The sequence below is a fragment of the Amycolatopsis sp. NBC_00348 genome (genome assembly GCF_036114655.1).
Classification (GTDB): Bacteria; Actinomycetota; Actinomycetes; order Mycobacteriales; family Pseudonocardiaceae; genus Amycolatopsis.
This window is the reverse complement of record NZ_CP107994.1, coordinates 4354374-4379527: the sequence shown is the minus strand read 5'-3', so window position 1 is coordinate 4379527 and position 25154 is coordinate 4354374. Positions and strand designations below refer to the sequence as shown.

The 25154-nt window shown below is 72.0% G+C and carries 28 protein-coding genes; 20 read left to right on the top strand and 8 right to left on the bottom strand.

The features are described 5' to 3' along the window. The first annotated feature begins 35 nt into the window (after positions 1-35). Genes OHS58_RS19015 through OHS58_RS18975 form a run of 9 tightly spaced genes read left to right on the top strand, consistent with a single transcriptional unit; the run spans position 36 to position 9617 of the window. Positions 36-1280 (top strand): ABC transporter substrate-binding protein, encoded by a 1245-nt coding sequence (locus tag OHS58_RS19015; protein ID WP_328649256.1) that lies wholly within the window; start codon positions 36-38, stop codon positions 1278-1280. Beyond that, the gene (locus OHS58_RS19010) at positions 1277-2290 is read left to right on the top strand and encodes a branched-chain amino acid ABC transporter permease (RefSeq protein ID WP_328649255.1); all 1014 of its coding nucleotides are present in this window, start codon (positions 1277-1279) and stop codon (positions 2288-2290) included. Before OHS58_RS19015 ends, OHS58_RS19010 begins: the two co-directional genes overlap by 4 nt. Further along, entirely contained in the window at positions 2287-3363 is a 1077-nt protein-coding gene (locus tag OHS58_RS19005; RefSeq protein ID WP_326954223.1) for a branched-chain amino acid ABC transporter permease, read from the top strand. Before OHS58_RS19010 ends, OHS58_RS19005 begins: the two co-directional genes overlap by 4 nt. After that, complete coding sequence (locus tag OHS58_RS19000; protein ID WP_328649254.1) at positions 3360-4094, top strand: ABC transporter ATP-binding protein; 735 nt, start codon at positions 3360-3362, stop codon at positions 4092-4094. The genes OHS58_RS19005 and OHS58_RS19000 overlap by 4 nt, the downstream gene beginning before the upstream one ends. Beyond that, entirely contained in the window at positions 4081-4782 is a 702-nt protein-coding gene (locus tag OHS58_RS18995; RefSeq protein ID WP_326948474.1) for an ABC transporter ATP-binding protein, read from the top strand. Before OHS58_RS19000 ends, OHS58_RS18995 begins: the two co-directional genes overlap by 14 nt. Next, entirely contained in the window at positions 4779-6128 is a 1350-nt protein-coding gene (locus tag OHS58_RS18990; RefSeq protein WP_328649253.1) for an MmgE/PrpD family protein, read from the top strand. Before OHS58_RS18995 ends, OHS58_RS18990 begins: the two co-directional genes overlap by 4 nt. After that, positions 6128-6763 (top strand): aspartate/glutamate racemase family protein, encoded by a 636-nt coding sequence (locus tag OHS58_RS18985; RefSeq protein WP_328649252.1) that lies wholly within the window; start codon positions 6128-6130, stop codon positions 6761-6763. Before OHS58_RS18990 ends, OHS58_RS18985 begins: the two co-directional genes overlap by 1 nt. After that, on the top strand, positions 6760-8139 hold the full coding sequence (locus OHS58_RS18980; RefSeq protein ID WP_328649251.1) for an FAD-dependent oxidoreductase: 1380 nt from the start codon (positions 6760-6762) through the stop codon (positions 8137-8139). The genes OHS58_RS18985 and OHS58_RS18980 overlap by 4 nt, the downstream gene beginning before the upstream one ends. A gap of 8 nt (positions 8140-8147) precedes the next feature. Then, positions 8148-9617, top strand: coding sequence for a dihydroorotase (locus OHS58_RS18975; RefSeq protein WP_328649250.1), 1470 nt, complete (start codon positions 8148-8150; stop codon positions 9615-9617). Positions 9618-9640: 23 nt separating this feature from the next. Here OHS58_RS18975 and OHS58_RS18970 read toward each other — a convergent pair whose 3' ends face one another. Continuing rightward, complete coding sequence (locus tag OHS58_RS18970; protein WP_247050334.1) at positions 9641-10459, bottom strand: IclR family transcriptional regulator; 819 nt, start codon at positions 10457-10459, stop codon at positions 9641-9643. A 212-nt stretch (positions 10460-10671) separates the two neighbouring features. After that, on the bottom strand, positions 10672-11124 hold the full coding sequence (locus tag OHS58_RS18965; RefSeq protein ID WP_328649249.1) for a MarR family winged helix-turn-helix transcriptional regulator: 453 nt from the start codon (positions 11122-11124) through the stop codon (positions 10672-10674). Positions 11125-11213: 89 nt separating this feature from the next. Between OHS58_RS18965 and OHS58_RS18960 the strand changes: the two genes are divergently transcribed. The 4 genes from OHS58_RS18960 to OHS58_RS18945 all read left to right on the top strand — a co-directional run bounded on the left by OHS58_RS18960 (position 11214) and on the right by OHS58_RS18945 (position 15299). Then, a complete protein-coding gene (locus OHS58_RS18960; RefSeq protein WP_328649248.1) occupies positions 11214-12083 on the top strand; it encodes an alpha/beta fold hydrolase in 870 nt (289 codons plus the stop codon). Between the two features lie 66 nt (positions 12084-12149). Beyond that, on the top strand, positions 12150-13604 hold the full coding sequence (locus OHS58_RS18955; RefSeq protein ID WP_328649247.1) for an FAD-dependent oxidoreductase: 1455 nt from the start codon (positions 12150-12152) through the stop codon (positions 13602-13604). Beyond that, entirely contained in the window at positions 13601-14671 is a 1071-nt protein-coding gene (locus tag OHS58_RS18950) for a hypothetical protein (RefSeq protein WP_328649246.1), read from the top strand. The genes OHS58_RS18955 and OHS58_RS18950 overlap by 4 nt, the downstream gene beginning before the upstream one ends. A 28-nt stretch (positions 14672-14699) precedes the next feature. Beyond that, the gene (locus OHS58_RS18945) at positions 14700-15299 is read left to right on the top strand and encodes a TetR/AcrR family transcriptional regulator (RefSeq protein WP_328649245.1); all 600 of its coding nucleotides are present in this window, start codon (positions 14700-14702) and stop codon (positions 15297-15299) included. A 53-nt stretch (positions 15300-15352) separates the two neighbouring features. Here the strand turns inward: OHS58_RS18945 and OHS58_RS18940 are convergent, their stop codons facing one another. The 4 genes from OHS58_RS18940 to OHS58_RS18925 are packed head-to-tail and all read right to left on the bottom strand — an operon-like array spanning position 15353 to position 18752. Beyond that, complete coding sequence (locus OHS58_RS18940) at positions 15353-16471, bottom strand: alpha/beta hydrolase family protein (RefSeq protein WP_328649244.1); 1119 nt, start codon at positions 16469-16471, stop codon at positions 15353-15355. 21 nt (positions 16472-16492) lie between these two features. Beyond that, complete coding sequence (locus OHS58_RS18935) at positions 16493-17482, bottom strand: ABC transporter permease subunit (protein WP_326954211.1); 990 nt, start codon at positions 17480-17482, stop codon at positions 16493-16495. Further along, positions 17479-18360: an ABC transporter ATP-binding protein gene (locus tag OHS58_RS18930; protein ID WP_328649243.1), complete on the bottom strand. Its 882-nt coding sequence runs from the start codon at positions 18358-18360 to the stop codon at positions 17479-17481. Before OHS58_RS18930 ends, OHS58_RS18935 begins: the two co-directional genes overlap by 4 nt. Beyond that, positions 18357-18752, bottom strand: coding sequence for a GntR family transcriptional regulator (locus OHS58_RS18925; RefSeq protein ID WP_326948488.1), 396 nt, complete (start codon positions 18750-18752; stop codon positions 18357-18359). The genes OHS58_RS18930 and OHS58_RS18925 overlap by 4 nt, the downstream gene beginning before the upstream one ends. A 149-nt stretch (positions 18753-18901) precedes the next feature. Here OHS58_RS18925 and OHS58_RS18920 point away from each other — a divergent pair, with 149 nt between their 5' ends. From OHS58_RS18920 to OHS58_RS18900, 5 genes are all read left to right on the top strand, one after another. Continuing rightward, positions 18902-19051 (top strand): hypothetical protein, encoded by a 150-nt coding sequence (locus OHS58_RS18920; RefSeq protein WP_328649242.1) that lies wholly within the window; start codon positions 18902-18904, stop codon positions 19049-19051. A 38-nt stretch (positions 19052-19089) separates the two neighbouring features. Continuing rightward, positions 19090-19869, top strand: coding sequence for a hypothetical protein (locus tag OHS58_RS18915; RefSeq protein ID WP_328649241.1), 780 nt, complete (start codon positions 19090-19092; stop codon positions 19867-19869). A gap of 84 nt (positions 19870-19953) precedes the next feature. Continuing rightward, entirely contained in the window at positions 19954-20433 is a 480-nt protein-coding gene (locus OHS58_RS18910) for a MarR family winged helix-turn-helix transcriptional regulator (RefSeq protein WP_326954207.1), read from the top strand. Between the two features lies 1 nt (position 20434). Further along, positions 20435-21532 carry an FAD-dependent oxidoreductase gene (locus OHS58_RS18905; protein ID WP_328649240.1) on the top strand — a complete coding sequence of 366 codons (1098 nt, stop codon included), beginning with the start codon at positions 20435-20437 and terminating at the stop codon, positions 21530-21532. Next, complete coding sequence (locus tag OHS58_RS18900; protein ID WP_328649239.1) at positions 21529-22188, top strand: VC0807 family protein; 660 nt, start codon at positions 21529-21531, stop codon at positions 22186-22188. The genes OHS58_RS18905 and OHS58_RS18900 overlap by 4 nt, the downstream gene beginning before the upstream one ends. 22 nt (positions 22189-22210) lie before the next feature. Here the strand turns inward: OHS58_RS18900 and OHS58_RS18895 are convergent, their stop codons facing one another. Beyond that, a complete protein-coding gene (locus tag OHS58_RS18895; protein ID WP_328649238.1) occupies positions 22211-22570 on the bottom strand; it encodes a hypothetical protein in 360 nt (119 codons plus the stop codon). Between the two features lie 84 nt (positions 22571-22654). On the opposite strand from OHS58_RS18895, the gene OHS58_RS18890 reads away from it, so the two are divergent. After that, the gene (locus OHS58_RS18890; RefSeq protein WP_326948495.1) at positions 22655-23428 is read left to right on the top strand and encodes a maleylpyruvate isomerase family mycothiol-dependent enzyme; all 774 of its coding nucleotides are present in this window, start codon (positions 22655-22657) and stop codon (positions 23426-23428) included. A 10-nt stretch (positions 23429-23438) separates the two neighbouring features. Here the strand turns inward: OHS58_RS18890 and OHS58_RS18885 are convergent, their stop codons facing one another. Then, a complete protein-coding gene (locus OHS58_RS18885; protein WP_328649237.1) occupies positions 23439-24320 on the bottom strand; it encodes an aminoglycoside phosphotransferase family protein in 882 nt (293 codons plus the stop codon). Between the two features lie 70 nt (positions 24321-24390). On the opposite strand from OHS58_RS18885, the gene OHS58_RS18880 reads away from it, so the two are divergent. Continuing rightward, the gene (locus tag OHS58_RS18880) at positions 24391-25152 is read left to right on the top strand and encodes an MBL fold metallo-hydrolase (RefSeq protein WP_326954202.1); all 762 of its coding nucleotides are present in this window, start codon (positions 24391-24393) and stop codon (positions 25150-25152) included. Positions 25153-25154: the final 2 nt, after the last annotated feature.

Here is a 25154-nt window from a genome sequence, read left to right as displayed (position 1 = left end):
GCGGAACGACAGCCCTTCCAGTGGGAAGAGGTGACATGTCCGCACGAAAACTCGTCGCGGCGCTCGGCGCGTGCGCCCTGCTCGCGACCGGGTGCGGGGGCTCGGCGCCGATGGGGGCCGGCGGCGCGGCCTCGGGGCGGGACGAGGGCCCGGTGAAGATCGGCGCGCTGCACCCGGTCAGCGGCTCGAACGCGGTCGACGGCCTGCAGATGCGCCGCGGCGCGCAGCTGGCGGTCGACGCGATCAACGCGGCCGGCGGCATCAAGTCGCTCGACGGCCGCAAGGTCGAGCTGGTCACCGGCGACACCCAGGGCAAGGCCGACATCGGCCAGAGCGAGGCGCAGCGGCTGATCTCGGCCGGCGCGGTGAGCCTGGTCGGCACCTACCAGAGCGCCGTGAGCACCAACGTCGCCGTCGTGGCCGAACGCAACCGGGTGCCGTTCGTGATGGACGTGACCGCTTCCGACGCGATCTTCGCCCACGGTTACCAGTACTCGTTCCGCGTCCAGCCGGGCAGCAACGCGATCGCGACCGCCGCCGCGCAGTACCTGAAAGCGGTTTCGGAGCAGGCCGGGAAGCCCGTCCGCAAGGTCGCGTTCCTGCACGAGCAGAGCGACTTCGGCAGCGGTGCGGCCGACGCCTTCACCGCGGCCGCGAAGCAGCTCGGCATCGGCGTGGGGCCGAACATCAGTTACGACGCCACCACCGTCAGCGACCTGACCGCGCAGATCACCCAGGTCAAGGCGTCCGGCGCGGACGTGCTGGCCGTCGCGGGCTACTACCGCGACAGCCTGCTGGCGGCCAAGGCGATCGCCTCGGTGAAACCGGACCTCAACGCGGTCTGGGGCGTCTCGAACGGCGCGTACGACCAGCCGAAGTTCGTCACCGACGCGGCCGCGCTCGGCAACCTCTACTTCAGCACCAACTACCACTACGACGCGACCAACCCCGAGACCGTCGCGCTGCGCGAGCAGTACCAGAAGCAGTACGGCGACCCGATGCGCACCGGCGCGGTCCTGTCCTACGACGCGGTCCAGGTGATCGCGCACGGCGTCGAGCAGGCCGGCAGCACCGACCTGGAGAAGGTCCGGGACGCGATCGCCGCCGCCCAGGTGTCGCCGCTGACCGTCGGTCGCGGGCCGATCCAGTTCGCCCCCAACGGCGACAACCGCAACGCCTTCCCGGTGCTGATGCAGGTCCGGGACGGGCGCGTCCAGCAGGTCTATCCCCCCGAAAAAGCCGAATCCCGGCCCGACTACAGGGTGGCGTGGCGCCCATGACCGAACTCGACACCGGGGCGCCCGTCGTCCCCGAAACCGCACCTCCCGACCGGAAAGCCCAGGTGGACAAGGGTTTCCTCCGCCGCGCCGGCATCGTCGCCGCGATCCTCGTGCTCGCGGTCGTCGTCGCGCTGCTGCAGTCCGGCAGCGGCCTGGTCGTCTGGCAGTCGGTGGTCACCGGCATCCTGACCGGCGGGCTCTACGGCCTGATCGCGATGGGGCTGACGCTGATCTTCGGCGTGCTCGACATCGTGAACTTCGCCCACGGCGCGTTCCTCGCGGTCGCGATGTTCATCTCCTTCGGCGTGGTGCAGGCCACCGGACTGCACCCGTACCTCACGATCGTCGTGGCCGTCCCCGTGCTGTTCCTGCTCGGCGCGGCCGTGCACTGCGGCCTGCTGTCCGGGGCGGGCGGCCGGTCGCTGGAGAACCAGCTGCTGATCACGCTCGGCCTGTCGTTGCTGCTGGAGAACGGGCTGCAGATGTTCTTCGGCGCCGAGCCCAAGACCATCACGCTGCCCGGAGACTTCCAGTTTTCGCTGCTGGGCGCGGTGGTCGCGGGCTCGCGGCTCTACGCGTTCCTCGGTGCCGTCGTGCTCGGCGGGCTGCTGTACTGGCTGCTGCGGCGCACCCGGCTGGGCACGGCGATCCGCGCGGTCGCCGCGAACGCTCCGGGCGCGGCACTGGTCGGCATCAACGTCCGCCGGATGCACACGCTGACCTTCGCGATCGGCACGGCGTGCGCGGGGGCCGCGGCGGTGCTCGCCGGCCCGCTCGTCACCGTGACGCCGACGCTGGGGGACCAGTTCAACATCACCGCGTTCGTCGTCGTGGTGCTCGGCGGCATGGGCAACGTCGCGGGCGCGCTCGTCGGCGGCCTGCTGATCGGGCTGGTCGAACAGCTCACGACGATCTACCTCGGCGGCCAGAGTTCCCTGCTCGGCGTGTTCGTGGTGTTCGTGCTGGTGCTGTTCCTCCGCCCGCAGGGTCTGTTCGGGAGGCGCGCATGAGCGAGCTTGCAAGCGAATCATCCGCTGTCGGCACGATCACGATCGCCCCGCCGAGCAACGCGGACGTCGTCAAAGCACCGCCGTTGCGGCCGCAGAACCGGCAGTTCGCGATCCTCGCCATCCTCGTGGTGGTCGCGATCCCGCTGCCGCTGATCCTGCCCGCCGCGCAGGGCGCGGTCGCCGTGCGGATCCTGATCTTCCTGCTGATGGCCGTCGGCTGGAACATCATGAGCGGCTTCGGCGGGATGTTCAGCTTCGGGCACGCCGCCTACTTCGGCCTCGGTGCCTACACCAGCGCGTACCTGCTGGTGAAGCACAACGTGTCGCCGTGGATCGGGATGCTGGCCGGGATGGCGGTGGCCGCCGCGGTCGCGGTGGTCATCGGCTACTTCTCCTTCCGCTACAAGCTGCAAGGCGCGTACTTCGCGCTGGCCACCTTCGCGTTCGCGGAGATGCTGCGGCTGATCGTCACGAGCAGCGCGTTCGCCAACAAGTCCGTCGGCTACAGCGTGCCGCTGATCCAGGGCTCGTCGCTGTGGCAGATCCAGTTCCCGGCCGACTCGCCCGCGTACTTCTGGGTGGCGCTCTTCCTGGCCGGGGCGGCGGTCGCGATCAGCATCGGCTTCCTGCACTCCCGCGCCGGCCGGTACGTCACGGCCATCCGCGACGACGAACTGGCCGCCGCGTCCCTCGGCGCCCCGGTGCTGCGGCACAAGCTGATGACGGTCGCGCTGTCGGCCGCGATCACCGCCGTGGCCGGCGCGTTCTACACGCAGTACTACCTGTTCGTGAACCCCGATCTCGGGTTCGGCTCGGCCATCTCGATCCAGGCGATCGTGCCCGTCGTCATCGGCGGCATCGGCACGGTGTGGGGCCCGGTGGTCGGCGCGATCATCATCGGCTCGCTCACCGACGTCACCGCGACGCTGTTGCGCACGCCACCGGGCTTCCTGGACTTCCTGCAGGGCCGCAGCGGCCTGGACGTCGTGCTGTACGCCGTGCTCGTGATCCTCATCGTGCGGTTACTGCCCAAGGGGATCGTCGGCACTCTCGCGGCGAGGTGGCGACGATGAGCATCGTCGAGGTGAGCGGCGTCGGCAAGGCGTTCCGCGGCGTGCACGCACTGTCCGATGTGGACGTCGAGGTGGCCGAAGGCGAGATCCTCGGCGTCATCGGGCCCAACGGCGCGGGCAAGACCACGCTGTTCAACGTGATCTCCGGGGCGCTGTCGCCGGACACCGGGCGGGTGCGGCTGGCGGGCGACGACGTCACCGGCCGCGCGCCCGACCGGATCGCGCGCGCCGGGATGGTGCGCACGTTCCAGCTGATGCGGCCGTTCGCGAGCATGACGGTGGCGCAGAACGTCAGCCTGGCCGCGCAGCACCACCGGCTCGGCGCGAAGGCGCTGCGGGAGCACTCCCTGGACGTCGTCGAGCGCGTCGGCCTCGGGCCGTGGGCCCACCGCGCCGCGACCGACCTGCCGACCGCCGGGCTCAAGCGCCTCGAACTTGCCCGCGCGCTGGCGACGCGGCCGAAGGTGCTGCTGCTCGACGAGGTGCTCGCCGGACTGGTCCCGGCTGAGCGCGAGCCGGTGCTCGACCTGCTCGCCGGCCTGCGTGAGCAGGAGGGCGTCACGCTGGTGTTCATCGAGCACATCATGGCCGCGGTGATGCGGCTGGCCGACCGGGTGCTCGTGCTCGACCAGGGCCGCGTGCTGGCCGTCGGCTCGCCCGCCGAGGTCACCAGCGACCCGCGCGTCATCGACGCCTACCTGGGTGAGGAGCCGACCCGTGCTGACGCTTGAGAAGGTGTGCGCCGGGTACGGCCGGATGCGGATCCTGCACGACGTCGACCTGCGCCTCGACGCCGGCGAGATCGTCGCGCTCGTCGGCGCGAACGGCGCCGGCAAGACCACAACGCTGCGGAGCATCTGCGGCCAGCTCAAGCCGTTGTCGGGCACCATCACGCTCGACGGCGCGCCGACCGCCGGTCGCCGCCCGGACCAGCTGGTGCGTGACGGCCTGGTGCACGTGCCCGAGGACCGGGCGCTGTTCGGCACGCTGACCGTCGAGGAGAACCTGCGGATGGGCGCGTGGACCCGCACGCCCGCGCAGGCCGCGACGTCGCTGGCCGAGGTCTACGAGCTGTTCCCGGTGCTCGCCGAGCGCCGGACGCAGACCGCGCAGACGTTCAGCGGCGGCCAGCAGCAGATGCTCGCGATCGGTCGCGCGCTGATGGCCGGGCCGCGGCTGCTGATGCTCGACGAGCCGTCGACCGGGCTTTCGCCGAAACTGACCTGGACCGTGCTGGAGGCGGTGCGGCGGATCCGGGACAGCGGGGTGGCGGTGCTGCTGGTCGAGCAGAACGCGAAGCAGGCGCTGGCCATCGCGGACCGCGCGTACGTGCTGGAAAGCGGGTCGACGGTGCTGGAGGGCACCGGCGCCGCGCTCGCCGGCGACAACCGGGTCAGGAAGGCGTACCTGGGACTGTGAACCGTGAACGAGCGGCTTCCGCCACCGCGGACCTCGGCGCGTGGGTGTCCGAACTGGACGTCACGAGTGTCCCGGCCGCGGTGCTGGACCGGCTTTCCCTCGTCCTGCTCGACGTCGTCGGCGTCACCGCATTGGGTGCTTCTCTGCCGGAACAGCGGGCGCTGGCCGACGCCTGGAACGCGCCACCCGGACCGGCGCCGCTGATCGGCGGTGGCCGGCTGGTGACGACGGACGCGGCGGCCTGGCTCAACGCCGTGGCGCTCGTCTCGCTGGAGCTGGACGAGGGCCACAAGTACGCCAAGGGCCACCCCGCCGCCCACGGGTTCCCCGCGGTGCTGGCGCTGGCGGCCGAACTGGACAGCACGGGCGCGGACACGGCGGCGGCGCTGCTGGCCGCCTACGAGGTCGCCGCGCGGTTCGGCCGCGCGACCACGTTGCGCGCGGGCGCGCACCCGCACGGCAGCTGGGGTGTCCCCGGCGCGGCGGCCGGGTGCGCCCGCCTGCTCGGTCTCCCACCGGGCGCGGCCGCGGCCGCGATCGACACCGCGGCCGGGATGAGCATCGCCGGGCACTTCGACTCGGCGACTCAGGGCAACCCGGTGCGCAACGCGTGGCTGGGCGCCTCGGCGACGTCCGGGCTCGCCGCCGCCCGGATGGCCGTGGCCGGGATGGCCCGCACCACCGGCACGGCCGCGCTCTCCCTCGGCACGGTGCTGGGCGAGTTCGAGCCGGCCGAGCTGACCGCGGACCTCGGCACGCGCTGGGATATCTCGCGGGGTTACTTCAAGCGGCACGCGTCGTGCTCCTTCACCCACCCCGCCGCCGACGCCGTGCTCGAACTGCGCGCGCACCCGGCGTTCCGGGCCAACGGGATCACGCACGTCCTGGTGGAGACCCACGTCCTGGGCGCCGGACTGTCCGATGTGGACTGGTCCAACCGGCTCTCGGCGATGTTCTCGACGCCGTTCGTGGTGGCGACCGCCGCACTGACCGGCGAGGTCGGGCCGGCCAGCCCGCTCGACGACGCCGACGTGCGGGCCCTGGCGAGCCGCGTACGCCTGGTCGAGGCGGCCGACCTCACCGCACGGCTCCCGGACGAGCGCGCCGCCCGCGTGACCATCGCCTTCGACGACGGCGCCTCGCTGACCCGCGAGGTGCCCAACCCGGTCGGCGACGCCGACCACCACCCGCTGACCGAGCCCGACCTGGCCGGTCTGCTCGAGTCCTGGCTGCCCGCGCACGTCGTGCAACGGGCCGCGGCGCTGGGCCATGACCTGCCCGGCCTGTCCCGCGTCGGCGCGGCGCTGCGCGAGCTGGCCGGGACCGACGAGAAGGAGCTGAGCTGATGCGTGCCCTCGCGGTGACGCCCATCCACCTGCCGCCCGAGGAGATCCGGCGGCGCCAGGAGCGGTACGACCGGCTCGCGCCGCCGGGCCTGGAGATCGAGCTGCGGGACGTCGGCCCGGCGGCCCCGAAGACCTTGGACACGGACGCGTCCATGCGCGTCTCGGAGAACGCCGTCGCCGCCGTGCTCGCGGCCGCCGGTGACGGCTGGGACCTGGCCTTCCCGGACTGCGTGCTGGACCCGGCGGTGCCCGACGCCGTCGCCGAACCCGCGTTGCCGGTGCACGGCCTGCTCAAGCTGTCGGCCACCTACCTGGCCGCCAAGGGCGTCCGCTTCGGCGCGGTCGTGCGCAACGAGGCGATCGCCGAAGAGTTTTCGAAGCGCATCGCCGCCTACCGGCTGACCGAGTACCTGGCCGGGATCCGCGTGCTGGACCTGCCGTTCTCCGCGATCGCCGAGACCGAGACCTGGAACGCCGCGCTCGGCACCGCCGTGCGCGAGCTGGCGGAGCTGGGGGCGACGGCGGTGATCAACGGCTGCTCGGCCGTCGACGTCGAACCCGCCGACCTGCCCGCGCGGATCGTCGACCCGACGGCGCTGGCGATGCGGCTGCTGGCCGTCGAGGAGCAGCCGTGACCGACGGACCCGACCTCGTCGTCGCCGGCGCGGGCGGCGGCCTCGCCGGGGCCCTGCGCGCGGCCGAACTCGGGCTCTCCGTCCTCGTGGTCGAGGCGAGTGAGCACTTCCGGCGCGGCAACAACACCTCGATGTCCACGGCGATGTTCCCCGGCGCCGGCTCCCGCTGGCAGGCGTCGGAGGGCGTGGACGACTCACCCGAGAAGTTCGTCGCCGACATCATGGCCAAGACGCACGGGCAGGCCGACCCACGGCTGGCCCGGACGCTGGCCGAGGTGAGCGCCCCGCTGGTCGAGTGGCTCGCGGACTCCGCCGGGCTGCCGTTGTCGCTGGTCACGGACTTCACCTACCCCGGCCACGCCGTGCCCCGCTGCCACTCGATCCCGGGCCGGCACGGCTCCGGCGTCATCGACCACCTCGCCCGGCGCGTGACCGAGCACGAGAACGTCGAACTGCTCGCGCCCGCCCGGCTGACCGACGTTCTGTCCGATGTGGACGGTGTCCGCGCGGTCGTCGTCCGGTACCCGGACGGGACCGAGGAGGAGATCCCGACCCGGGCGGTCCTGCTGGCCACCAACGGCTTCGGCGCCGACGCGGACCTCGTCGAACGGCACCTGCCGGAGATCGCCGGGGCGTTGTACCACGGGAGTGACCAGTCGCTCGGCGACGCGTTGCGCATCGGCGGGAAACTGGGCGCCGCCACCGGGTTCCTCGATGCGTACCAGGGCCACGGCGCCGTCGCGGCCAACGCCGGGACGCTCGTCGGCTGGGCGACGATCATCCACGGCGCGGTCCTGGTCGACCTCGAAGGCCGCCGCTTCGGCAACGAGACCCGCGGCTACTCCGAGTACGCCGCCGAGCTGGCCGCGCGTCCCGGCTCGACCGGCTGGATCGTGCTCGACGAGACGATCTTCGAGCAGTGCCAGCCGTTCCAGGACTTCCGGGACACGGTCGCCTCCGGCGCGCTGGTCTGGGCCGACGACGTCGCCGGCCTGGCGACGGCGACCGGCCTGCCACCGGACGCGCTGACCGAGGAACTCGCCACCGCGGCCGCGATCGCCCGCGGCGAACGCGACGACGAGCACGGCCGCACGAACTGGGAACGTCCGCTGTCGGGCCGCTACGCCGCGGTGCGCGTCGTGCCCGCGCTGTTCCACACCCAGGGCGGCCTGCTGGTCGACGAGCACGCCAACGTCGTCGACCCCCAGGACCGCCCGATCCCCGGGCTGTACGCCGCCGGTGGCGCCGCGGCGAGCATCTCCGGCCACGGAGCTGCCGGCTACCTGCCGGGCAACGGCCTGCTGCCCGCGTTCGGCCTGGCGTACCTGGCCGCCGGCGATGTCGCCCGGCGCCGCACCCCCGACCCCGCAAGCTGAGGAGAGACATGGCAACGACGGAACTGCTCGTGAAGAACGTCCGGGTCGTGCGGCCCGACGACGCCGACGGGGCCGAGCCGGAACTGCTGGACATCACCGTCAACGACGGCACGATCACGCGCGTGGCGCCGGACCTGCCCGCCGCCGACGCCGCCCACGTCGTCGACGGCCGCGGGCTGCTGGCCTTCCCCGGCGTCGTCGACGCGCACCAGCACTGGGGCATCTACAACGAGCTGGCCACCGACACCCGCACCGAAAGCCGCGCGAGCGCGCAGGGCGGCGTCACGACGTCGCTGACGTACATGCGCACCGGCCAGTACTACCTGAACAAGGGCGGCAGCTACCGCGACTTCTTCCCCGAGGTGCTCAGCGCGTCCGAGGGCAACGCCTACGTCGACTACGCCTTCCACCTCGCGCCGATGAGCTCGCAGCACATCTCCGAAATCCCTTACCTGGTCGAAGAATTCGGCGTCACGTCGTTCAAGATCTTCATGTTCTACGGCAGCCACGGCCTGCACGGGCGCTCCACCAGCCAGAGCGACTTCCTGATGATCCCGCCGGACGAGCGCTACGACATCGCGCACTTCGAGTTCGTGATGCGCGGGGTCCAGCAGGCGCGCGAGGTGCTGACCGAGTACGCGCCGCACCTGTCGCTCTCGCTGCACTGCGAGACGGCCGAGATCATGACGGCGTACACGAAACTGGTGGAGCAGGACGGTTCGCTGTCGGGCCTGCGGGCCTACAGCGCGTCGCGGCCGCCGCACTCGGAAGGCCTCGCCGTCACCATCGCGTCGTACCTGGCGCACGAGACCGGGCTGCCCAACATCAACCTGCTGCACCTGTCGTCGGAGAAGGCGCTGTCGGCTGCGCTGACGATGGGGAAGGCGTTCCCGCACATCGACTTCCGGCGCGAGGTGACGATCGGGCACCTGCTGGCCGACGTCGACACCGCGTCCGGCATCGGCGGCAAGGTCAACCCGCCGCTGCGCGAGCGCGACGACGTCGAGGCACTGTGGCGGCACGTGCTGGCCGGCGACGTCGACTGGGTGGTCAGCGACCACGCGTGCTGCCGCGACGAGCTGAAGTTCGGTTCGGACCGCGAGAACGTGTTCCTGGCGAAGTCCGGTTTCGGTGGTGCCGAGTACCTGCTGCCCGGCCTGGTCGGAGAGGGCACCAAGCGGGGCCTTTCGCTGCAACGGATCGCGCAGCTGACGTCTCTCAACCCCGCACGCCGCTACGGCCTGCTGAACAAGGGCACGATCGCGGAGGGTTTCGACGCCGACTTCGCGCTGGTCGACCCGGACGTCCGCTGGACGGTGCGCGCGGCGGAGTCGGAGTCGACGCAGGAGTACACGCCGTTCGAGGGCTTCGACATGACGGCGAAGGTGACCGACACGTTCGTCCGAGGAAATCACGTGTTCGCCGACGGCAAGATCGCGGGCGACCCGGTGGGCCGCTACCTCAAGCGCGGCAAGTGATCGGAGGCGGCCGGTGGGTTTCCCTACCGGCCGCCGGACTCCTGCAGCCAGGCCCAGCTCTGCCGGATCTCCGCCGCGGCTTCGCGCACGAGGTCGCGGTAGCGGCTCACGGCGTCGGGGGTGAAGCGGTACTGCGGGCCGCAGATGCTGATGGAGCCGTGTACCTCGCCGTCCGGCCCGAACAGGGGAGCGGCGACGGACCCCGCGCCGGGCTGCCGTTCCCCGAGCGACACGGCGACGCCGTCACGGGCCACCTCGGCGAGGGCTTCGCGCAGCTGTTCGGCGGTGGTGATCGTGTGCTCGGTCAGCGCGGGGAGTTCCCGGTGCAGCAACGCTTCCCGGCGGTCTTCGGCCAGCGACGCGAGGATGACCTTGCCGGAGGAACCGGCGTGCAGCGGGAACCGCCGGCCCAGCTCCACGGTCATCTTGATCTCGCGCGGGCTCTCGAACTGGTCGAGGTACACGCGTTCGTCACCGACCAGGCCGGACAGCGTGGTGGTTTCCCCGGTCTCCTCACGCAGCCGCCGCAGCACGGGCGTGGCGGCAACACGCGCGTCGAACCGGCGCAGAGCACTCGCCCCGAGAGCGACGGCCGCCGGCCCGAGCCGATAGCCGGCGACGCCAGGATCGGTGGCGAGCATCTCGCGCGAGACGAGCGATTGCAGGATCCGGTAGACGACGGCCTTGGAGAGATCCAGCTCGCGACTGATCGCGCTGACGCCCAGGTACCGGGGCCCGCCGGTGAAGAGCAGCAACACATCGGCCACCCGCGCGGCGGCCTCGGTACCAGTGTTGTCCGACGCGGCGGCGGGCTTGCGCCCGGCGGTACTGTTGACGGCCAAGCCGAGAGACCTCGAATTCCGGATCGTTTCGCTGACAGGAACGATTTCGGGCGTAATGGTAGCACTTTCGCGCGCGACCCGGAGTTCGTTCCGTCCAGCGATACATGGTGAACGTGCCACGCTCCGTGGCCGACCGCGGAGTCCGTCCCGGCAAGCGCCCTGGGGCCGATCGCGATCTTCTGGTGCGGCTCCGTCGACGCGGTGTCCGGGCGCTACTCGGGCGCGTCGACGACCGGAGTCGTTCCCGCGGTGAGCCGGGTCAGGTGCGCTTCGAGGGTCGTCAGCTCGGCCGGGCCGATCTCCGCCGCCCAGCGGTTGCGGACCTCGTCCAGCAGCGTGCCGCCGATGCGCATCATCTCGTGGCCGTGGGGCGTGACCCGCAGGCGCTTGCGGCGGGCGTCGGCCGGGTCGGCTTCGCGCTCGACGTAGCCCAAGTCCTCGAGGATGGCGATCCGCTGCGCCGCCGCCTGCTTGGTGACCGACAGGTGTCGCGCCAGCTCCGACGCCGTGTCGGCGCCGTTGTCGACCGCTCGCAGGGCGAACTCGTCGGCGGGGCGGACCCTCGGGTGCCCGTGGTCGGCCAGCTCCATCGAGACGTCGTCCACCATCGACCGGAACCCGCGCAGCAGCAGGAGCGCCAGCTCGGCACCCGAGGATCGCTCCATGGGCAAAGCATAGACAGCCGACGTCATGGACAAGAGCCTTGTCTATCTGTAGCTTGGACAAGCAGCTTGTCCATCAATGAAGGAGCCCCATGAACCTCCCCGGCGTCGACCACCACCGCGTGCGCGTCAACGGCACCGAACTGCACTACGTCACCGCGGGGGCGACCGGTTCGCCCGTCCTCCTGGTGCACGGCTTCCCCGAGTCCTGGTGGGTCTTCCGCAAACTGATCCCGCTGCTCGCCGCGCACCATCGGGTGTTCGCGGTCGACCTGCGCGGGTTCGGCGACTCCGACGTCGCGGGCGACGACCACGACAGCGTCACCGCCGCGAACGACCTGGCCGCCCTGATCACGGAACTGGGCCTCGGTCCCGTCCACCTGACCGGACAGGACGTCAGCGGCGGCACGACGTTCCGGCTCGCGGCCACGCGTCCGGAGCTGGTGCGCAGCTACGCGGCCATCGAGACCGGCCTGCCCGGGTTCGGCGTCGAGGCGCTGGCCGACGTCACCCGCGGCGGCGCCTGGCACATCGGCGTGCTCGTCGCGCCCGGGATCCCCGAGCTGCTGCTGGCCGGGCGCGAGCGGGAGTTCCTCGCCGAGTACGCCATTCCCGCGCTCAACGCCACGCCGGACGCGTTCACCGACGCCGACATCGACGAGCTCGCCCGCACGTACAAGCGGCCCGGCGCGTTCCGGGGCGCGAGCGGCCTCTACCGATCGATGCTCCGCGAAGGCGACGAGATTCGTGAGCTGGCGAAAGAGAAGCTCGGGATCCCGGTGCTCACCGTCAGCGGACGGCCGGGCGAGTTCCTGTCGTCGACGATGCGGCAGGTCGCCACGGACGTGACGACCGTGACGCTCGACGGCGTCGGGCACTACGTGGCCATGGCGGCACCCGAGCGGCTCGCGGACGCGATGCTGCGTTTCTACCGCGACGTCGACGGTTCGCCGGTCCCTTGACACGCACCCGGCGTCATTCATACATTCGACGTCCATCTGTATGAATGACGCTGGGAGTTGATCCGCATGCGGCTCGGCAAGACGGCCGTCGTCCTCGGTGGCAGCGCCGCCGGTCTGTGCAGCGCCGGGGCGCTCGCCCCCTACTTCGACCAGGTGCTGGTGCTGGAGCGCGACGAGCTGCCCGCCGAGGCCGAGCACCGCCGGGGCGTGCCGCAGAGCAAGCACCCGCACTTCCTGCTGAACTCGGGCCGGCGCGCGATCGGGGCGCTGTTCCCCGGCTTCGAGGACGACCTCGTCGCCGCCGGGGGACTGCACCTGATGCCGTCCCTGGACGCCGCCTACCTCGACGGCGCGGGCTGGTCGGCCCGCAAGCGCAGTGCCATGACGATGATCTACAGCTCGCGGATCCTCATCGAACGCGTGCTGCGCGACAAGGTGCGCGGCCTGGCGAACGTCGTCATCCGCGAAGGCGTCACCGTGAGCGGCCTGACCACCCACGACGGCGCGATCACCGGGGTCACCCTCACCGCCGGCGGCGAGGAGCCCGCCGACCTCGTGGTCGACGCACTCGGTCGCGGCTCCTCCGTGAGCGCGTGGCTGGTGGCGGCAGGCTGGCCCAAGGTCGAGGTGCGGACGCTCGACGCCAAGGTCACCTACACCTCACGCTGGTACGACCTGCCCGCCGAACGGCCCGCGTCCTGGTGGTGGCAGCACCTGGTGATCATGCCGACGCCGGACCAGGGCGAGCATCCCGCCGAGCACGACTTCCTGGTCAACTTCTTCCCGATCGAGGGCGACCGCGTCATCGCGTGCATGGGCTCGTGGGGGCTCGAGATGCCACGCACCACCGACGCCTTCGTCGAGACGGCGCGCCGCGTGCGGACGCCGTTGTTCGCCGCCGCGATGGACCGGTGCGCGCCCACCTCGGAGGTGCACCTGACCCGCTCCACGGGCAACAAGTGGCGCCGCTACGACCGGCTGCCCGGCCCACCGAAGGGGCTGGTGTCCGTCGGGGACTCGATCTGCGCGTTCAACCCGTTCTACGCGCAGGGCATCAGCTCCGCGGCGGGCTCGGCCCTGCTGCTGCGCGAACACCTTTCCCGCGCCGGAACGCTCGACGCCGGGTTCGTGACGGGGTTCCTGGCCGCGCAGCGCAAGCTGCTCGGCGTGCCGTGGTCCCTGGCCATGGCCCGGGACCAGGGTTACGCGTGCGCGGTCGGCACGGAGAAACCGCCGGAGTGGCGGCGGCGCATCGTCGCGGCGTTGTCGGCGCCCGCGTTCAGCCTCATCGTCGGGGCCGCCCGGGAGTACGAAGTGGTCGACGAGCACTTCGCCAAGGTGTTCAACCTCGATGAGTCGCTGGGGGAGATGCTGCGGAACCCGCGGGTGCTCGCCGGCCTCGTGCGCTACCGCCTCCGCGCCGCGCTGGGGCGGCACCGGGTGCCCTTCGGGTTCGACCCCCAGGCCGAGCCGCCGGCCACGGACTACTCGCCGGCCGCGGCACCGGCCGGCGCCCGGTGAGCGACGGCTGCGGACCGGACGCCGAGGCCGTCACCCGCACCCTCGGCTTCGACTGCCACGACGTCTCGCCGGTGGTCTCGGTGCGCGCGCCTTGGGACCTTGCCGATCCGACGATGCCGCTGCTGGAGGTGCTCGTCGTCGGCGGCGCCGTGTTCGCGCTGGTGCACGCGCTGCGCCGGTACCGCGGCGGCGACCCGGTCAACCTGGCGCTGTGGTGGGCTTCGCTGGTCTACCTCTTCGTGACGGAACCGCCGCTGTACTTCCCGGAGTGGTTCGGCCTCGACAAGGTGTACGGCTTCATCTTCGCCCACAACCTGTTCACCGTGCAGTTCATGGGGGACCGGCTGCCGCTCTACATCGTCGCGTTCTACCCGGTGATCAGCCAGCTCGCCTACGAAGTGGTGCGGTCGCTCGGCGTCTTCCGGCGCCGCGGCCCGCTGGTCGCGTCGGTGGCCGTCGCGTTCGTGTGCCAGCTGTTCTACGAGGTCTTCGACCAGCTCGGCCCGCAGCTGAGGTGGTGGGCGTGGAACCCGGGCAACGACCTCGTCAACCACCCCGCGCTGGCGTCGGTGCCGATGACCAGCATGCTGCTGTTCGCCTCGGTCTCGATGGGCGGGCTGACCTACCTCGTCGTGCGGCTGGCCGGCACCGGTCCGCGACGCGGGTGGCCGCTGGTGTGGCGCGTGGTGGTGGCCGGCGTCCTGACGCCGTTGACGATGGCGCTCGGCGGGCTCCCGTCGAGCCTGTTCACCGGGAACGTCACCGCGCAGGCCTGGGTCCTCGGCGTCGAACTGGCCCTGCTCTGGGCCGCGGGCGCCTGGATTCTCTTCACGCGCCGAGGGGAGCCCGAGCCGCTGTCCGCCTTCGTCCGGATCTATCCCGCCGTCTACCTGGGCGGCCTGGCCGTGTGCTGGATCCGCGCGCTGCCGGCGTACTTCGCCGCGGCCGGCGGCGTCACCGGCGACGGCACCCCGATCGGCAGCGGGCTCTACGCGCTCGGCTGCTTCGCCGCGGCCGGCCTGCTGCTGACCGCGCTCCACCGCGCCCGCCGACCTGCTCCCGTCTGAGACTTCCGGCTCGGGGAAGATGGACCGCATGGGGTACCACGGCTGGCGGGGCAACCCGCCCGGCACCGAAGACGAGGCACGCCGCCGGATCGTCGAAGCGGCGACGGCGTGCCTCGACCGGGCCGGGCTCGCCAAGACCAGCCTCTCCGACGTCGCCGCCGAGGCCGGGGTGACGCGGCAGACCGTCTACCGCTACTTCCCGGGCCTGAAGGACATCCTCCGCGCCGTGGGCCTGGCCGGCGTCGAGGAGTTCGCCGGGCGGATGGAGCGGCACCTGGCCTCGTTCGGGACCGCCGCCGAAGCCGCCGTGGAAGCGGTGGTGTTCGCCGTCCGGACGGTCCCGGGCGAGCCCTACCTCGGCCTGCTCCTGCAGGCGGGCGAAGGCGAGTACTTCACCGCCGGCGTCACCTCGCAGCTCGCCTTCTCGGCCGGGGCGGGGATCCTGCGCAACGTCCCGGTCGACTGGGCCGCCGCCGGCGTCGAAACCGACGACGATCTCCAGGGCCTGGCCGAGATCCTGATGCGGCTGTTCCTGTCGTTCCTGCAGTACCCCTCGACCCCCGCGCTCACCGACGACGAGCTGCGCGCGCTCGTCCGCCGCTGGCTCGGCCCGGCGTTGGGCGGCTGAGCTCCGCCAGGGCCGGCCCCGGCCCCCAGGCCCGGGGCCGGCCCTCGCTCCCGTCAGCGGATGAAACTCACCTCCGGGAAGGCGGGCGACGGCGCGGCCAGCAGGGGCTGGGGCCGGCAGCGCAGGTGCTGCTCGAAGAACGCCCCGACGTAGGCCCGCGTGATCGCCAGCGCGCGGGTCCCCTCGATGGACGCGCCGATGTCGACGCCCAGCTGGTCGGCCAGCACACCGAGGTCGGTGAACGAGCTGTGCACCGTGCCCGACACCATGAGCCAGCGCTTCCAGCCGGTCAGGTTCGGCCAGTCGGTTTCCCAGTCGTCGTACGGGTTCGGCGTGCCCGGGGTGTAGTTGTCCATGCTGCCCAGGAACAGGACCGGCCGGGACAGCCCGGACGCGGGCAGCGGGACGTGGGTCGAGCCGTCGATGTCGATCCCGGCCCGGACGCGCGGGTCGGCGAGCATCGCCTGCAGGGTGTTGGCGCCGCCGGCGGAGTGCCCGGCCATGCCGACCCGCTGCGGGTCGATCAGCGCGCTGCCACGCCACTTCGGGTGCGGGCCGATCAGCTCGTCCAGCACGAACGACGTGTCGGCCGACCGCGTCGCCGCCACCTTCTCCCAGATCCCCGGCTGGTCGTCGACGTCGCAGGCGGCGCAGTCGGTGACGTGGCCGTCGGGGAAGGTGGTGGCGCGGTTCTCGTAGGTGTGGTCGATGACGGTGACGACGTAGCCGTGACTCGCCAGGTCCTCGGCCAGGCCGCTGAGCACGGCCCGGGGCTGCGTCCAGCCCGGTGACAGCACGACCATCGGCAGGCTGTGGCGCCGGCCGGCCGCCGGCGCGTCGACGACGGCGTTCGTCCGCACGGTGCTCAGGGCGTCCAGCGACAGGCCGGGAATGCCCTCCCGTTCGAGGTTGCGTTCGGACTCCAGCGGCGTCATGTACGGCTTCGTCGGCCCGTGCGCCGAGGCCGCCGGGTAGAAGACGGAGACCATCAGCTCCCGGTAGGGCACCGACGGCACCCAGGGGTCCGGCCGTGAAGTGTCCACAAGCGACAGTGAGGTGACACCGACCGGCTGTGACCCGGTCGGTCTGGGCAGGTGCGGCGTCGTGCTCGCCGCGGCGGGTGTCGCGGACAACGCGAGGCCCAGAGCGGTGGCGACAACGAGTGTGCGCATGGTTCCCCCAGCAGGATCGGATCAGGACAGGTGGCGGATGCGCCGGTAGCAGAACCAGGTGAGCAACGCGGACAGGGCGAGGAGCAACGCCAGTTCGAGCCACTGCAGCGGCCAGAACCGGGAGCCCGGCTGGTAGGTCAGGCGCTGGTGGTAGCCCCGGGTGTCCAGCTGGGCCATGCAGGTGTCGACGCCGCGCGGATCCGGTGGGCCGCCCCGGCCGCCCGGCTTCGGCACGCAGTTCTGCACGAAGTCGGGCAGTGGCGTGACGACGTTCCCGGCCGGGTCCACGGTTTCGTCGGCCAGCAGCCAGACACCGGCCGGGGTCTCCACCCCGATCTCCTCGATCACCCCGTCGCCGTTCCCGCTGATGTTCCTGATGGCCGAGTTCCCGATCGAGACGTCCTGCTGCACCGCGGGCAGGAGGTACGGGCGCACGTACAGGGGGACGGCGAGCAGCACGGCGGCGAGCACGACGAGGGTGACGGCCATGGCCGCGACGGTCCGCCGCAGCACCATCCCGACGGCGACACCGAGGACGAGCGCGAAGACCGCGTACCCGACCGGGACGACGCCGCGCGCGGCGAACACCACCGGCGAGATGCGGGACAGCGTTTCGCCGTTGGTCGCCGAGCTCGCGAGCGCGTCGATCGGGGACGCCCACCACGTGACCGCCAGGCTCAGCACCCCGGCCGCCACCATCGCGGCCGGCACCCCGACCACCAGCTTGGTCGTGAGCCACCGCTTGCGGGTGATGGTCTGGTTCCAGACCAGGTTGTGCGTGCCGTGCTCCAGCTCGCGGGTGATCATCGGCGCGCCCCAGAACAGGCCGATGACCGCGGGCAGCAGGTACAGCGCGAGGATCGTGCCGCCGAACAGCGTGTCCTGGTCCGAGAAGTTCGTGCGGCCCACCAGGTCCGGGCCGGTGATCGCGAGGATCACGGCGATCAGGAGCAGCGCGGCGAACACCGCCAGCGCGGGGACGCGGATCTGGCGCCAGGCCAACCAGGTCATCGGAGCACCTCCAGTGCGGGACGGGCGGCGGCCGGGTTGCTCATGTACTCGAGGACGAGGTCCTCCAGGCTGAGCTGCCCGACCGTCCACACGGGATCGAGAATGGGCGCTTCGGTGCGGACGAGCACCGTGGTCTGGCGGTCGGTGTGCGTCGCGGAGACGACGTGCTGGTCCGCGGGCAGGGTCTCGACGTCGCGCAGCGGCCCGGACAGGCGGTGGTGCGTGGCGAGCAGCTCGTCGACGTCACCCATCACCCGGACCTGGGACGCCACCAGCACGACGAGGTGGTCACAGACCCGTTCGAGGTCGTTGACCAGGTGCGAGGACATCACGACCGACAGCCCGTCCTCCGCGACCGCCTCCATCAGGACCTGCAGGAACTCCCGGCGCGCCAACGGGTCGAGCGCGGCGACCGGCTCGTCGAGCAGCAGCAGTTCGGGGCGTTTCGCGAGGCCGAGGGTCAGCGCGAGCTGGGCGCGCTGCCCGCCGGACAACTTGCCCGCGGGCTGTTTCGGGTCCAGCCCGAGCCGTTCGATCCGCTTCGTCGCGAGCGCGGCGTCCCAGCGCGGGTTGAGGTGGGCGCCGAACCGCAGGTGCTCGTCGATCGACAGGCCCGGGTAGACGGGCGTGTTCTGGGCGACGTACCCGACCTTGGCCAGCTGGTCCGGCCCGCTGCCGGGCACCCCGCCGCACACCTCGATCGTGCCGGTGGTCGGCTCGAGCATGCCGGCGGCGATGTTCAGCAGGGTCGACTTGCCGGCGCCGTTGGGGCCGACGAGCCCGGTGACGTGGCCGGCCTCGATCTCGAGCGTGCAGCCGGTCAACGCCCATTCGCGCTTGTACTTCTTGCCCAGTCCCTGGGCGCGCAGGACGATCACGCTATGTCCTCTCTTGCGGAGTCGCGAAACGTGGACATCAACAGGGCCTCGATGCTCTCTTCGTCGAGACCGGCCTTGCGGGCCTGGGAGAGCCAGCGGTTGAGGTCGCGGCGCAGCGGCCCGATCGCCGCGAACGACACGCCGTTGCCGAGCGTCGCCGTCACGAACGTGCCGACGCCGGGCCGCGCCGAGACGAGGCCGTCGTGCTCCAGCTCCCGGTAGGCCTTCAGCACGGTGTTGGGGTTGATCGCGAGGCTCGCGACCACGTCCTTGACCTTGGGGAGCTGGTCTCCCTCGTTCAGCAGGCCCAGGCGCAGCGCGTGCCGCACCTGCTGGACCAGCTGCTGGTAGGGGGACAGGCCCGACCGGGCGTCCAGGTGGAATTCGATCATCGGCAACTCCATTTAACTAGGTGACTAGTACTATAGCTAAACAGGCGACGCCGGCGCCAGTGCCCCCCTGTCTCATAGTGAGACCCGGGCGCTACGGTGCTCTGTGCTGTGATCGGAAGGCCTTGCCGGGCAACGAAAAGGGGTGCCGGATGCCGGAGGTCATGAACGGGTCTCGCCGAGCCGGCGCCGCGGACGACGCGCCGCAAGCCGAGGCCGAGCCGCACCTGGAGTGCCTGGAACGCGCCCGCCGTGACCTGGCCCCGGCCGGCTGGCGGATCGATGGCCTCGCCGAGGAGTGAGGCCTAGCCGGCCGACGGAGCAGCCGTAGGGTGACTGCGTGCCCGAGGACGTGAACCCGTGGCCGCTCGCCCCGTCCGGCACCACCGACTGGTTGCGGGAGCGGTGCGGCGACGGCTTGACCGGGTTCATGCCGCCGGCGATGCCCGACGCGGCCTGGGTGCTCAACGCCATGTACGAGCACGAGCGAGGGCCGACCGAGACGTCGTACCACGAGTACCGCCAGGCGCGGCTCGCGGACGGCAGCGTCCGGCCCCGCGTCATCGGCGGCGTCGACCTCGAAGCCGGGAGTGTGGCCACCGGCGGCGGACTGGGTCGCGCCGAGCATCCCGGCGCCGGGTGGCGGCGGCTGCGCTGGGCGGAACTCGCGCAGCGCACCGGCGACCCCGTCGTCCCCGAGGGGCTGCTGCCGTCGTACCGCTGTTTCCCCTCGGTCAGGAAGGACGGCAGCTGGCCGCTCGGCATCATCCCGCCTGCCGAGGGCAGCCTGGACCGCGAGACCTGGACGCGGCTGATCGGCATCCTCATCGAACAGACTCCCGCGGGCCCGAACACCCGCTGCCTGGCTTACTACAGCCCGCTGACACTCGGGGCGACCGACTTCGAGCACCTTCACGTGCGGGCAGGAACGCTCGGCGACGCCGAGAGTTTGTACGACGATTCCGAGGTCGACTTCAGTCCGGCCAACCTCTGGGCCGAGGATCGCTCATGGTGCCTCTGCACCGACTACGACCTGTGGGCCACCAAGGTCGCCGGCCCGTCGGCCCTGGTCGAAGCGCTGTTGAGCGACGTCGAGATCGAAGCCGTGCGGCTGCCCTGAAGCCCCTGATAGCGGATCGGGGGCATCCCTGAACTTCTCACGAACCACTTGTTTGCGTGGCGCAAATAGTGCACCGTGGAGTTCATGCCCCACGACTACGAGGACCTCGAGCAGGTGGTCTACCCGCTGATGCGGATCGGCCAGACGATGCGCCGCGCGCAGAACAAGGCCATCGATCCGACCCGGCAGGCGATCCTGCAGCAGGCGGCCGTCAAGCAGCAGGTGCGGCCGTCCGAGCTGGCCGCCGAGCTCGACCTGTACCCGTCGTCGATCACCCGGCAGACGCGGTCGCTGGAGGACGACGGTCTCATCGCGGTCGAGGCCGACCCGGCCGACCGGCGTTCCTGCCTGATCTCGCTCACCGAGGCCGGCTGGGACGAGGTCCGCACGCTGACCCGGATCGGGCTGGACCGGTTCGCCGACTTCATGGCCGGGTGGGACGCCGAAGACGTGCGGACGCTCGGGCGCCTGCTCACCCGGCTCGAGACCTCGGTCGATGAGGCCAAGCGCCGCACCCAGCGGCCCGGTGGCCGGCCGTGGCAGCAGCGGACCGGGGGCGAGTGACGTGCACGTGCTGATCGCCGGGGCCGGCGTCGGCGGCCTGTGCCTCGCCCAGGGACTGCGCGCGGCGGGGGTGCGGGTGAGCGTCTTCGAGCGCGACCCGGACCTCGGCGAACGCGACCAGGGCTACCGGATCCACATCGACGGCCACGGCGGCGAAGCGCTGCGACGCTGCCTGCCCGAGCACCTGTACCGGCGCTACCTGGCGACGTCGTCGGTGCCGGGCGCGGGCCGGATCAGCACGCTCGGCACCGACCTGACCGTGCTCTCGACGTTCGACGTCGGCACCGGCGGCGAGCACAGTGCCGTCAACCGCCGGACCCTGCGCCAGATCCTGTTCACCGGACTCGAGCAGGACGTCCACTTCGGACACCGGGTAACGGCCGCGGGCCAGGACGAGCACAGCGTGCGCGTCCGGTTCGACGACGGCCGGGAGGTCCGCGGCGACGTGCTGGTCGGCGCCGACGGGGTGCACTCCGCGGTCCGGGCGGCGGTCGCCCCCGGCAGCGCCCCGATCGACACCGGGCTGCGCTGCGTCTACGGCCGGACGCCCCTGGCCGCGCTGCCGGACCTGCCCGCCCGGTTCTTCGACGGCTTCACCGCGGTGGCCGGCGGCCCGGCGACGCTGGCTCTCGCCGCGTTCCGGGCGCGCACCCCGGTCTTCCCGCCGGAGCTGACCCCGGTCGACGACTACCTGATGTGGGCGGTCGTCGGCGCGGCGCCGCAGGAGCGGGAACCCGCTGCGCTGCACCGGTTCGCGCAGGACGTCGTCCGGGGCTGGCACCCGGAGCTGGTGCGGATCGTGGATCACGCCGACGTGCCCGCGACGTTCCGCACGCCGATCCGGACGTCGCCGCCGGTCCCCGCGTGGCCGGCCGGGCGGATCACCGTGCTCGGCGACGCGATCCACGTGATGCCGCCGTCGGGCGGGGTCGGCGCGAACACGGCGTTGCGGGACGCGGCGCTGCTGGCGGCGGGGCTGGCCGGCGGTGATCCGCTGACCGCGATCGCCGCGTACGAAACGGAAATGCGGGAGTACGCCACGGCCGTGGTGCGCCGCAGCAACCAGCTCGCCGGAGTGAAAACGGGGGAGAACCGATGAAGGGGAGAATCCGCGTACTGGCACCGTTCGCGCTGGACCTGGTGCTGCCGATCGTGGCCTACTGGCTGCTGCACACGGTGGCCGGGCTCAGCCCGTTCTGGGCGCTGGGCATCGGCGGCCTGGCCACGATGGTGAACGCGATCATCACGACCGTGCGCCGGGGAAAGCTCGACGGCTTCGGCATCCTGGTGGTCGTCGAGGTGGCGCTGTCGGTGGTCCTGCTGTTCGTCAGCGACGACCCGCGGGTGCTGCTGCTGAAGCCGGCGTTCTACGTCGGCGTCGCCGGGGTGTACGCGCTGGGCAGCCTGTTCGTGGGCCGGCCGCTGGTGTTCGAGGCCGGAAAGCCGTTCGCCACCCGGGGTGACCCGCGAACGGTCGAGGCCTACGACCGCAGCTGGGCGGTGTCCGAGCCCTTCCGCGCGGCGATCCGCGCGGTGACGCTGGTGTGGGGCGTGGGTTTCCTGCTGGACGCGGTGCTGCGGGTGATCATCGTGTACAGCTTCCCACCGGCGGAGATCACGGACTCGCTGCTGTTGTCGCAGGTGCCGTTGATCGCGGTGCTGGTGGCGATGATCGCCTACACCCGGCTGCGGATGCGCAAGGTCCGCCCGATCATGCTGGCCGAACGCGACCGCCTGCCGGCCGAGCGGCACTGACCGGCCTCCCCGGACATCACGGCTAGTGCAGCCACCGCAGCGCGGCGTCGACGCAGTCCTCGGGGGTGCTGTCGAAGGCGATGGCCGCGCCGGGAACGTGCAGCCGGACCAGGTTGATCACCTTCTCGAAGAACCCGAGCAACGGTTCGTGGGTGCGGATGCCGCCCCCGATCACCACGCAGCCGTAGTCGTCGCCGGTCAGTGCGGTCACCAGCGTTTCCTCGGCGTTGTCGCCGAGCGTCAGCAGGCACCAGTCGGCCTCGACGCCGTGCTCCACGAAGCGCGCCCGGCCGCGGGCGATCGCCGCCTGGACCGGCGCCGGGTCCCAGCCTTCCAGCTTGGCCGGATCGAGTCCGACCACCAGCACACGTCCCGTTGTCACGCGTCCTCCTCGGGCGAGCGGCGCTTCCTCACCGGAAACGGTGATCAGTGGAACACACACGTCCCCTCGGGAGTTGAGCGTGGCATGAGTCAACTCGTGGACCGCACCATCGCCGCCCTCCGCTCCGAGCACGACACGCTCGCCGGCCTCGTCGGCGGCCTCACCGACGACCAGCTCGCCACCACCAGCGGTGCCTCCGAGTGGACCGTCGCCCAGGCGCTTTCCCACCTCGGCAGCGGCGCGGAGATCGGCCGCGGGCCCATCGCCCGCGCCGCCGGGGAGACCGTGGCGGCCGAAGACAACCAGACGATCTGGGCCCGCTGGGACGCGTCCGCGCCGCGAGCGCAGGCCGAGGGTTTCCTGGAGCACAACGCCCGCTGGCTCGACACGGTCGAGGCGCTCACGCCCGAGCAGCGCTCGTCGCTGACCGTCGACCTCGGCTTCTGGCCGGAGCCGGTCCCGCTGCTGACCGCGCTGGGCATGCGGTTCAACGAGGTGGCCAACCACTCGTGGGACGTGCGCGTGGCCTTCGAGCCGGACACCGGCGTGGACCCCGGCTCGGCCGAGGTGCTCGTCGAGCTCCTGTCCGGGCCGGTGGGCTTCCTGCTGGGCTTCCTCGCGAAGCCGGCCGAACTCGCGGACCCGGTGTCGGTCGCGGTCCCCGGCGGCGCGCTGGTGATCGACGACGCCGTCACCCTGGTGGATCACCTGGAGGCACCGACCGCGACGTTCGACGGCCCGGCGGAAGCGTTCGTCCGGCTGATCAACGGCCGGCTCAAGGCGCCCTACGACAAGGGCGTCACCGTCGAGGGCGGCGTCACGCTCGACGACCTGCGCCGCGTGTTCCCCGGCTTCTGACCGGCCCGGTTCACCGGGTCAAGGCGAGCAGCTCGTCGATCACCGGCTCCGGACCGTCGTGGGTGAGGTGCGCGATCGCGAACATCGGCGCGACCACGCGGCTCCAGGCGTAGAGCCGGTCGCCGTCGAGCCCGCACGCGGCCGCCACCCGCCGGCACCGGGTCTCGACACCTTCGAGCCCGGCGCCGGCGACCACGTAGTCCACGGCGTCGAAGCACGGATCGCCGAGGCACGCCTTCGGGTCGATCGCGACCAGACCGCGCGACGGGCCGCCGTCCAGGGCGTTGCCGAGGTGCAGGTCGCCGTGCAGCAACACGACGGTGTCCTGCGTGTCCAGCAGTTCCCCGCAGCGCCGGATCGCGCGGTGCCAGGTGGCCTGGCCGATCCGGGCGCCGATCGCCGGGTCGGCCAGTTTCCGGCCGATCCGGGCGAAGGATTCGTCGAACCGGCCGCGCAGGTCCCACGGCCAGTCCGCGGGCGGGGCCACGGCGTGCAGCGCGGCGAGCAACTCGCCCCACAACCGGGGCAGTGACGTCTGCGGCAGGTCTTCGGCCTCGGTGCCGGGCCGGATCTCCTCCAGCACCATGGCCCCGGCTCCCGGGTCGGTGGCCAGCACGGCCGGCACCCGGCCCGAGGCCGCGAACACCCGCAGCATCTCCGCCTGCTTGGTCAGCAGTGTCCGATCCGGACTGAGCTTGAGCACCGCGGGTGTCCCGTCCGGCCATCGGCAGCGCAAGACGACGGACGCGGCCCCGCTCGCGAACACCTCGCCGAGCCCGAGACCCCACCGGGCGGCCAGCCGGGCCGCGAGAGCGGGGACGTCGGCGAGCCACCCCGCGGCCCCGGGACCGAACCGGTCCACCAGCCGCACGCGCACGTCGTCCAGGTCCACCTCGGCAGTTTGCCACCGCCGGAGGGTGTCGCTCCTCGCGCCGGCCGGGGACATCTGACAAAGTGGCCCGATGCTGAAGCAGGTGGCCGACGGGGTCTGGGTCCGGCAGAGCGAGTGGGTCTGGAGCAACGCCGTCGTCGTGCGCGGGGACACCGGGCTGGTCCTGGTCGATCCGGGCATCGACGGCGCCGACCTGAACCAGCTCGCCGACGACGTGGACGCGCTCGGCGTGCCGGTGGTCGCCGGGTTCTCGACCCACCCCCACTGGGACCACCTGCTCTGGCACTCCCGCTTCGGCGACGTCCCGCGTTACGCCACCGCCGCCGGCGCCCAGGTCGCGGGTGAGGCCCGCGAGCGGGCGCAGAAGATGGCGGAGGAGAGCGCCACGGGCATCCCGCTCGAGCTGATCGGGCTCCTCACCCCGCTGCCCGCGGACGGCGGACCGGTGCCGGGCGAGATCCTCGAGCACGAAGCGCACACCATCGGCCACGCCGCGATCCTGCTCGCCGACCGCGGCGTCCTGCTCGCCGGCGACATGCTCTCCGACGCCCTGATCCCGCTGCTCGACCCCCGCCGCCCCGACCAGCTGAACGCCTACGAGGCGGCCCTCGACCGGCTGGCCGAGGCGTCCCGGCAGGTCGACGTCGTGGTCCCCGGGCACGGCGCCGTCGCCGAGGGCGCCGAGGTGGCGGGCCGCCTCGCCGCCGACCGCGCCTACATCGAAGCCCTGCGCCGAGGAGAAGAACCGGTGGACGCGCGCCTCGAACAGCACGACTGGCTTTCCGCCCCGCACCAGATGAACCAAAAGCAGGCCGGCCACACCTCCGGCTGACA

Coding starts and splice junctions, on each gene's coding strand:
- OHS58_RS18900 (WP_328649239.1), top strand. CDS start 21,529: ATGAAGGGGAGAATCCGCGTACTGGCACCGTTCGCGCTGGACCTGGTG.
- OHS58_RS18975 (WP_328649250.1), top strand. CDS start 8,148: ATGGCAACGACGGAACTGCTCGTGAAGAACGTCCGGGTCGTGCGGCCC.
- OHS58_RS19010 (WP_328649255.1), top strand. CDS start 1,277: ATGACCGAACTCGACACCGGGGCGCCCGTCGTCCCCGAAACCGCACCT.
- OHS58_RS19000 (WP_328649254.1), top strand. CDS start 3,360: ATGAGCATCGTCGAGGTGAGCGGCGTCGGCAAGGCGTTCCGCGGCGTG.
- OHS58_RS18890 (WP_326948495.1), top strand. CDS start 22,655: ATGAGTCAACTCGTGGACCGCACCATCGCCGCCCTCCGCTCCGAGCAC.
- OHS58_RS18940 (WP_328649244.1), bottom strand. CDS start 16,471: ATGCGCACACTCGTTGTCGCCACCGCTCTGGGCCTCGCGTTGTCCGCG.
- OHS58_RS19015 (WP_328649256.1), top strand. CDS start 36: ATGTCCGCACGAAAACTCGTCGCGGCGCTCGGCGCGTGCGCCCTGCTC.
- OHS58_RS18910 (WP_326954207.1), top strand. CDS start 19,954: ATGCCCCACGACTACGAGGACCTCGAGCAGGTGGTCTACCCGCTGATG.
- OHS58_RS18935 (WP_326954211.1), bottom strand. CDS start 17,482: ATGACCTGGTTGGCCTGGCGCCAGATCCGCGTCCCCGCGCTGGCGGTG.
- OHS58_RS18945 (WP_328649245.1), top strand. CDS start 14,700: ATGGGGTACCACGGCTGGCGGGGCAACCCGCCCGGCACCGAAGACGAG.
- OHS58_RS18920 (WP_328649242.1), top strand. CDS start 18,902: ATGCCGGAGGTCATGAACGGGTCTCGCCGAGCCGGCGCCGCGGACGAC.
- OHS58_RS19005 (WP_326954223.1), top strand. CDS start 2,287: ATGAGCGAGCTTGCAAGCGAATCATCCGCTGTCGGCACGATCACGATC.
- OHS58_RS18955 (WP_328649247.1), top strand. CDS start 12,150: ATGCGGCTCGGCAAGACGGCCGTCGTCCTCGGTGGCAGCGCCGCCGGT.
- OHS58_RS18925 (WP_326948488.1), bottom strand. CDS start 18,752: ATGATCGAATTCCACCTGGACGCCCGGTCGGGCCTGTCCCCCTACCAG.
- OHS58_RS18985 (WP_328649252.1), top strand. CDS start 6,128: ATGCGTGCCCTCGCGGTGACGCCCATCCACCTGCCGCCCGAGGAGATC.
- OHS58_RS18960 (WP_328649248.1), top strand. CDS start 11,214: ATGAACCTCCCCGGCGTCGACCACCACCGCGTGCGCGTCAACGGCACC.
- OHS58_RS18965 (WP_328649249.1), bottom strand. CDS start 11,124: ATGGAGCGATCCTCGGGTGCCGAGCTGGCGCTCCTGCTGCTGCGCGGG.
- OHS58_RS18880 (WP_326954202.1), top strand. CDS start 24,391: ATGCTGAAGCAGGTGGCCGACGGGGTCTGGGTCCGGCAGAGCGAGTGG.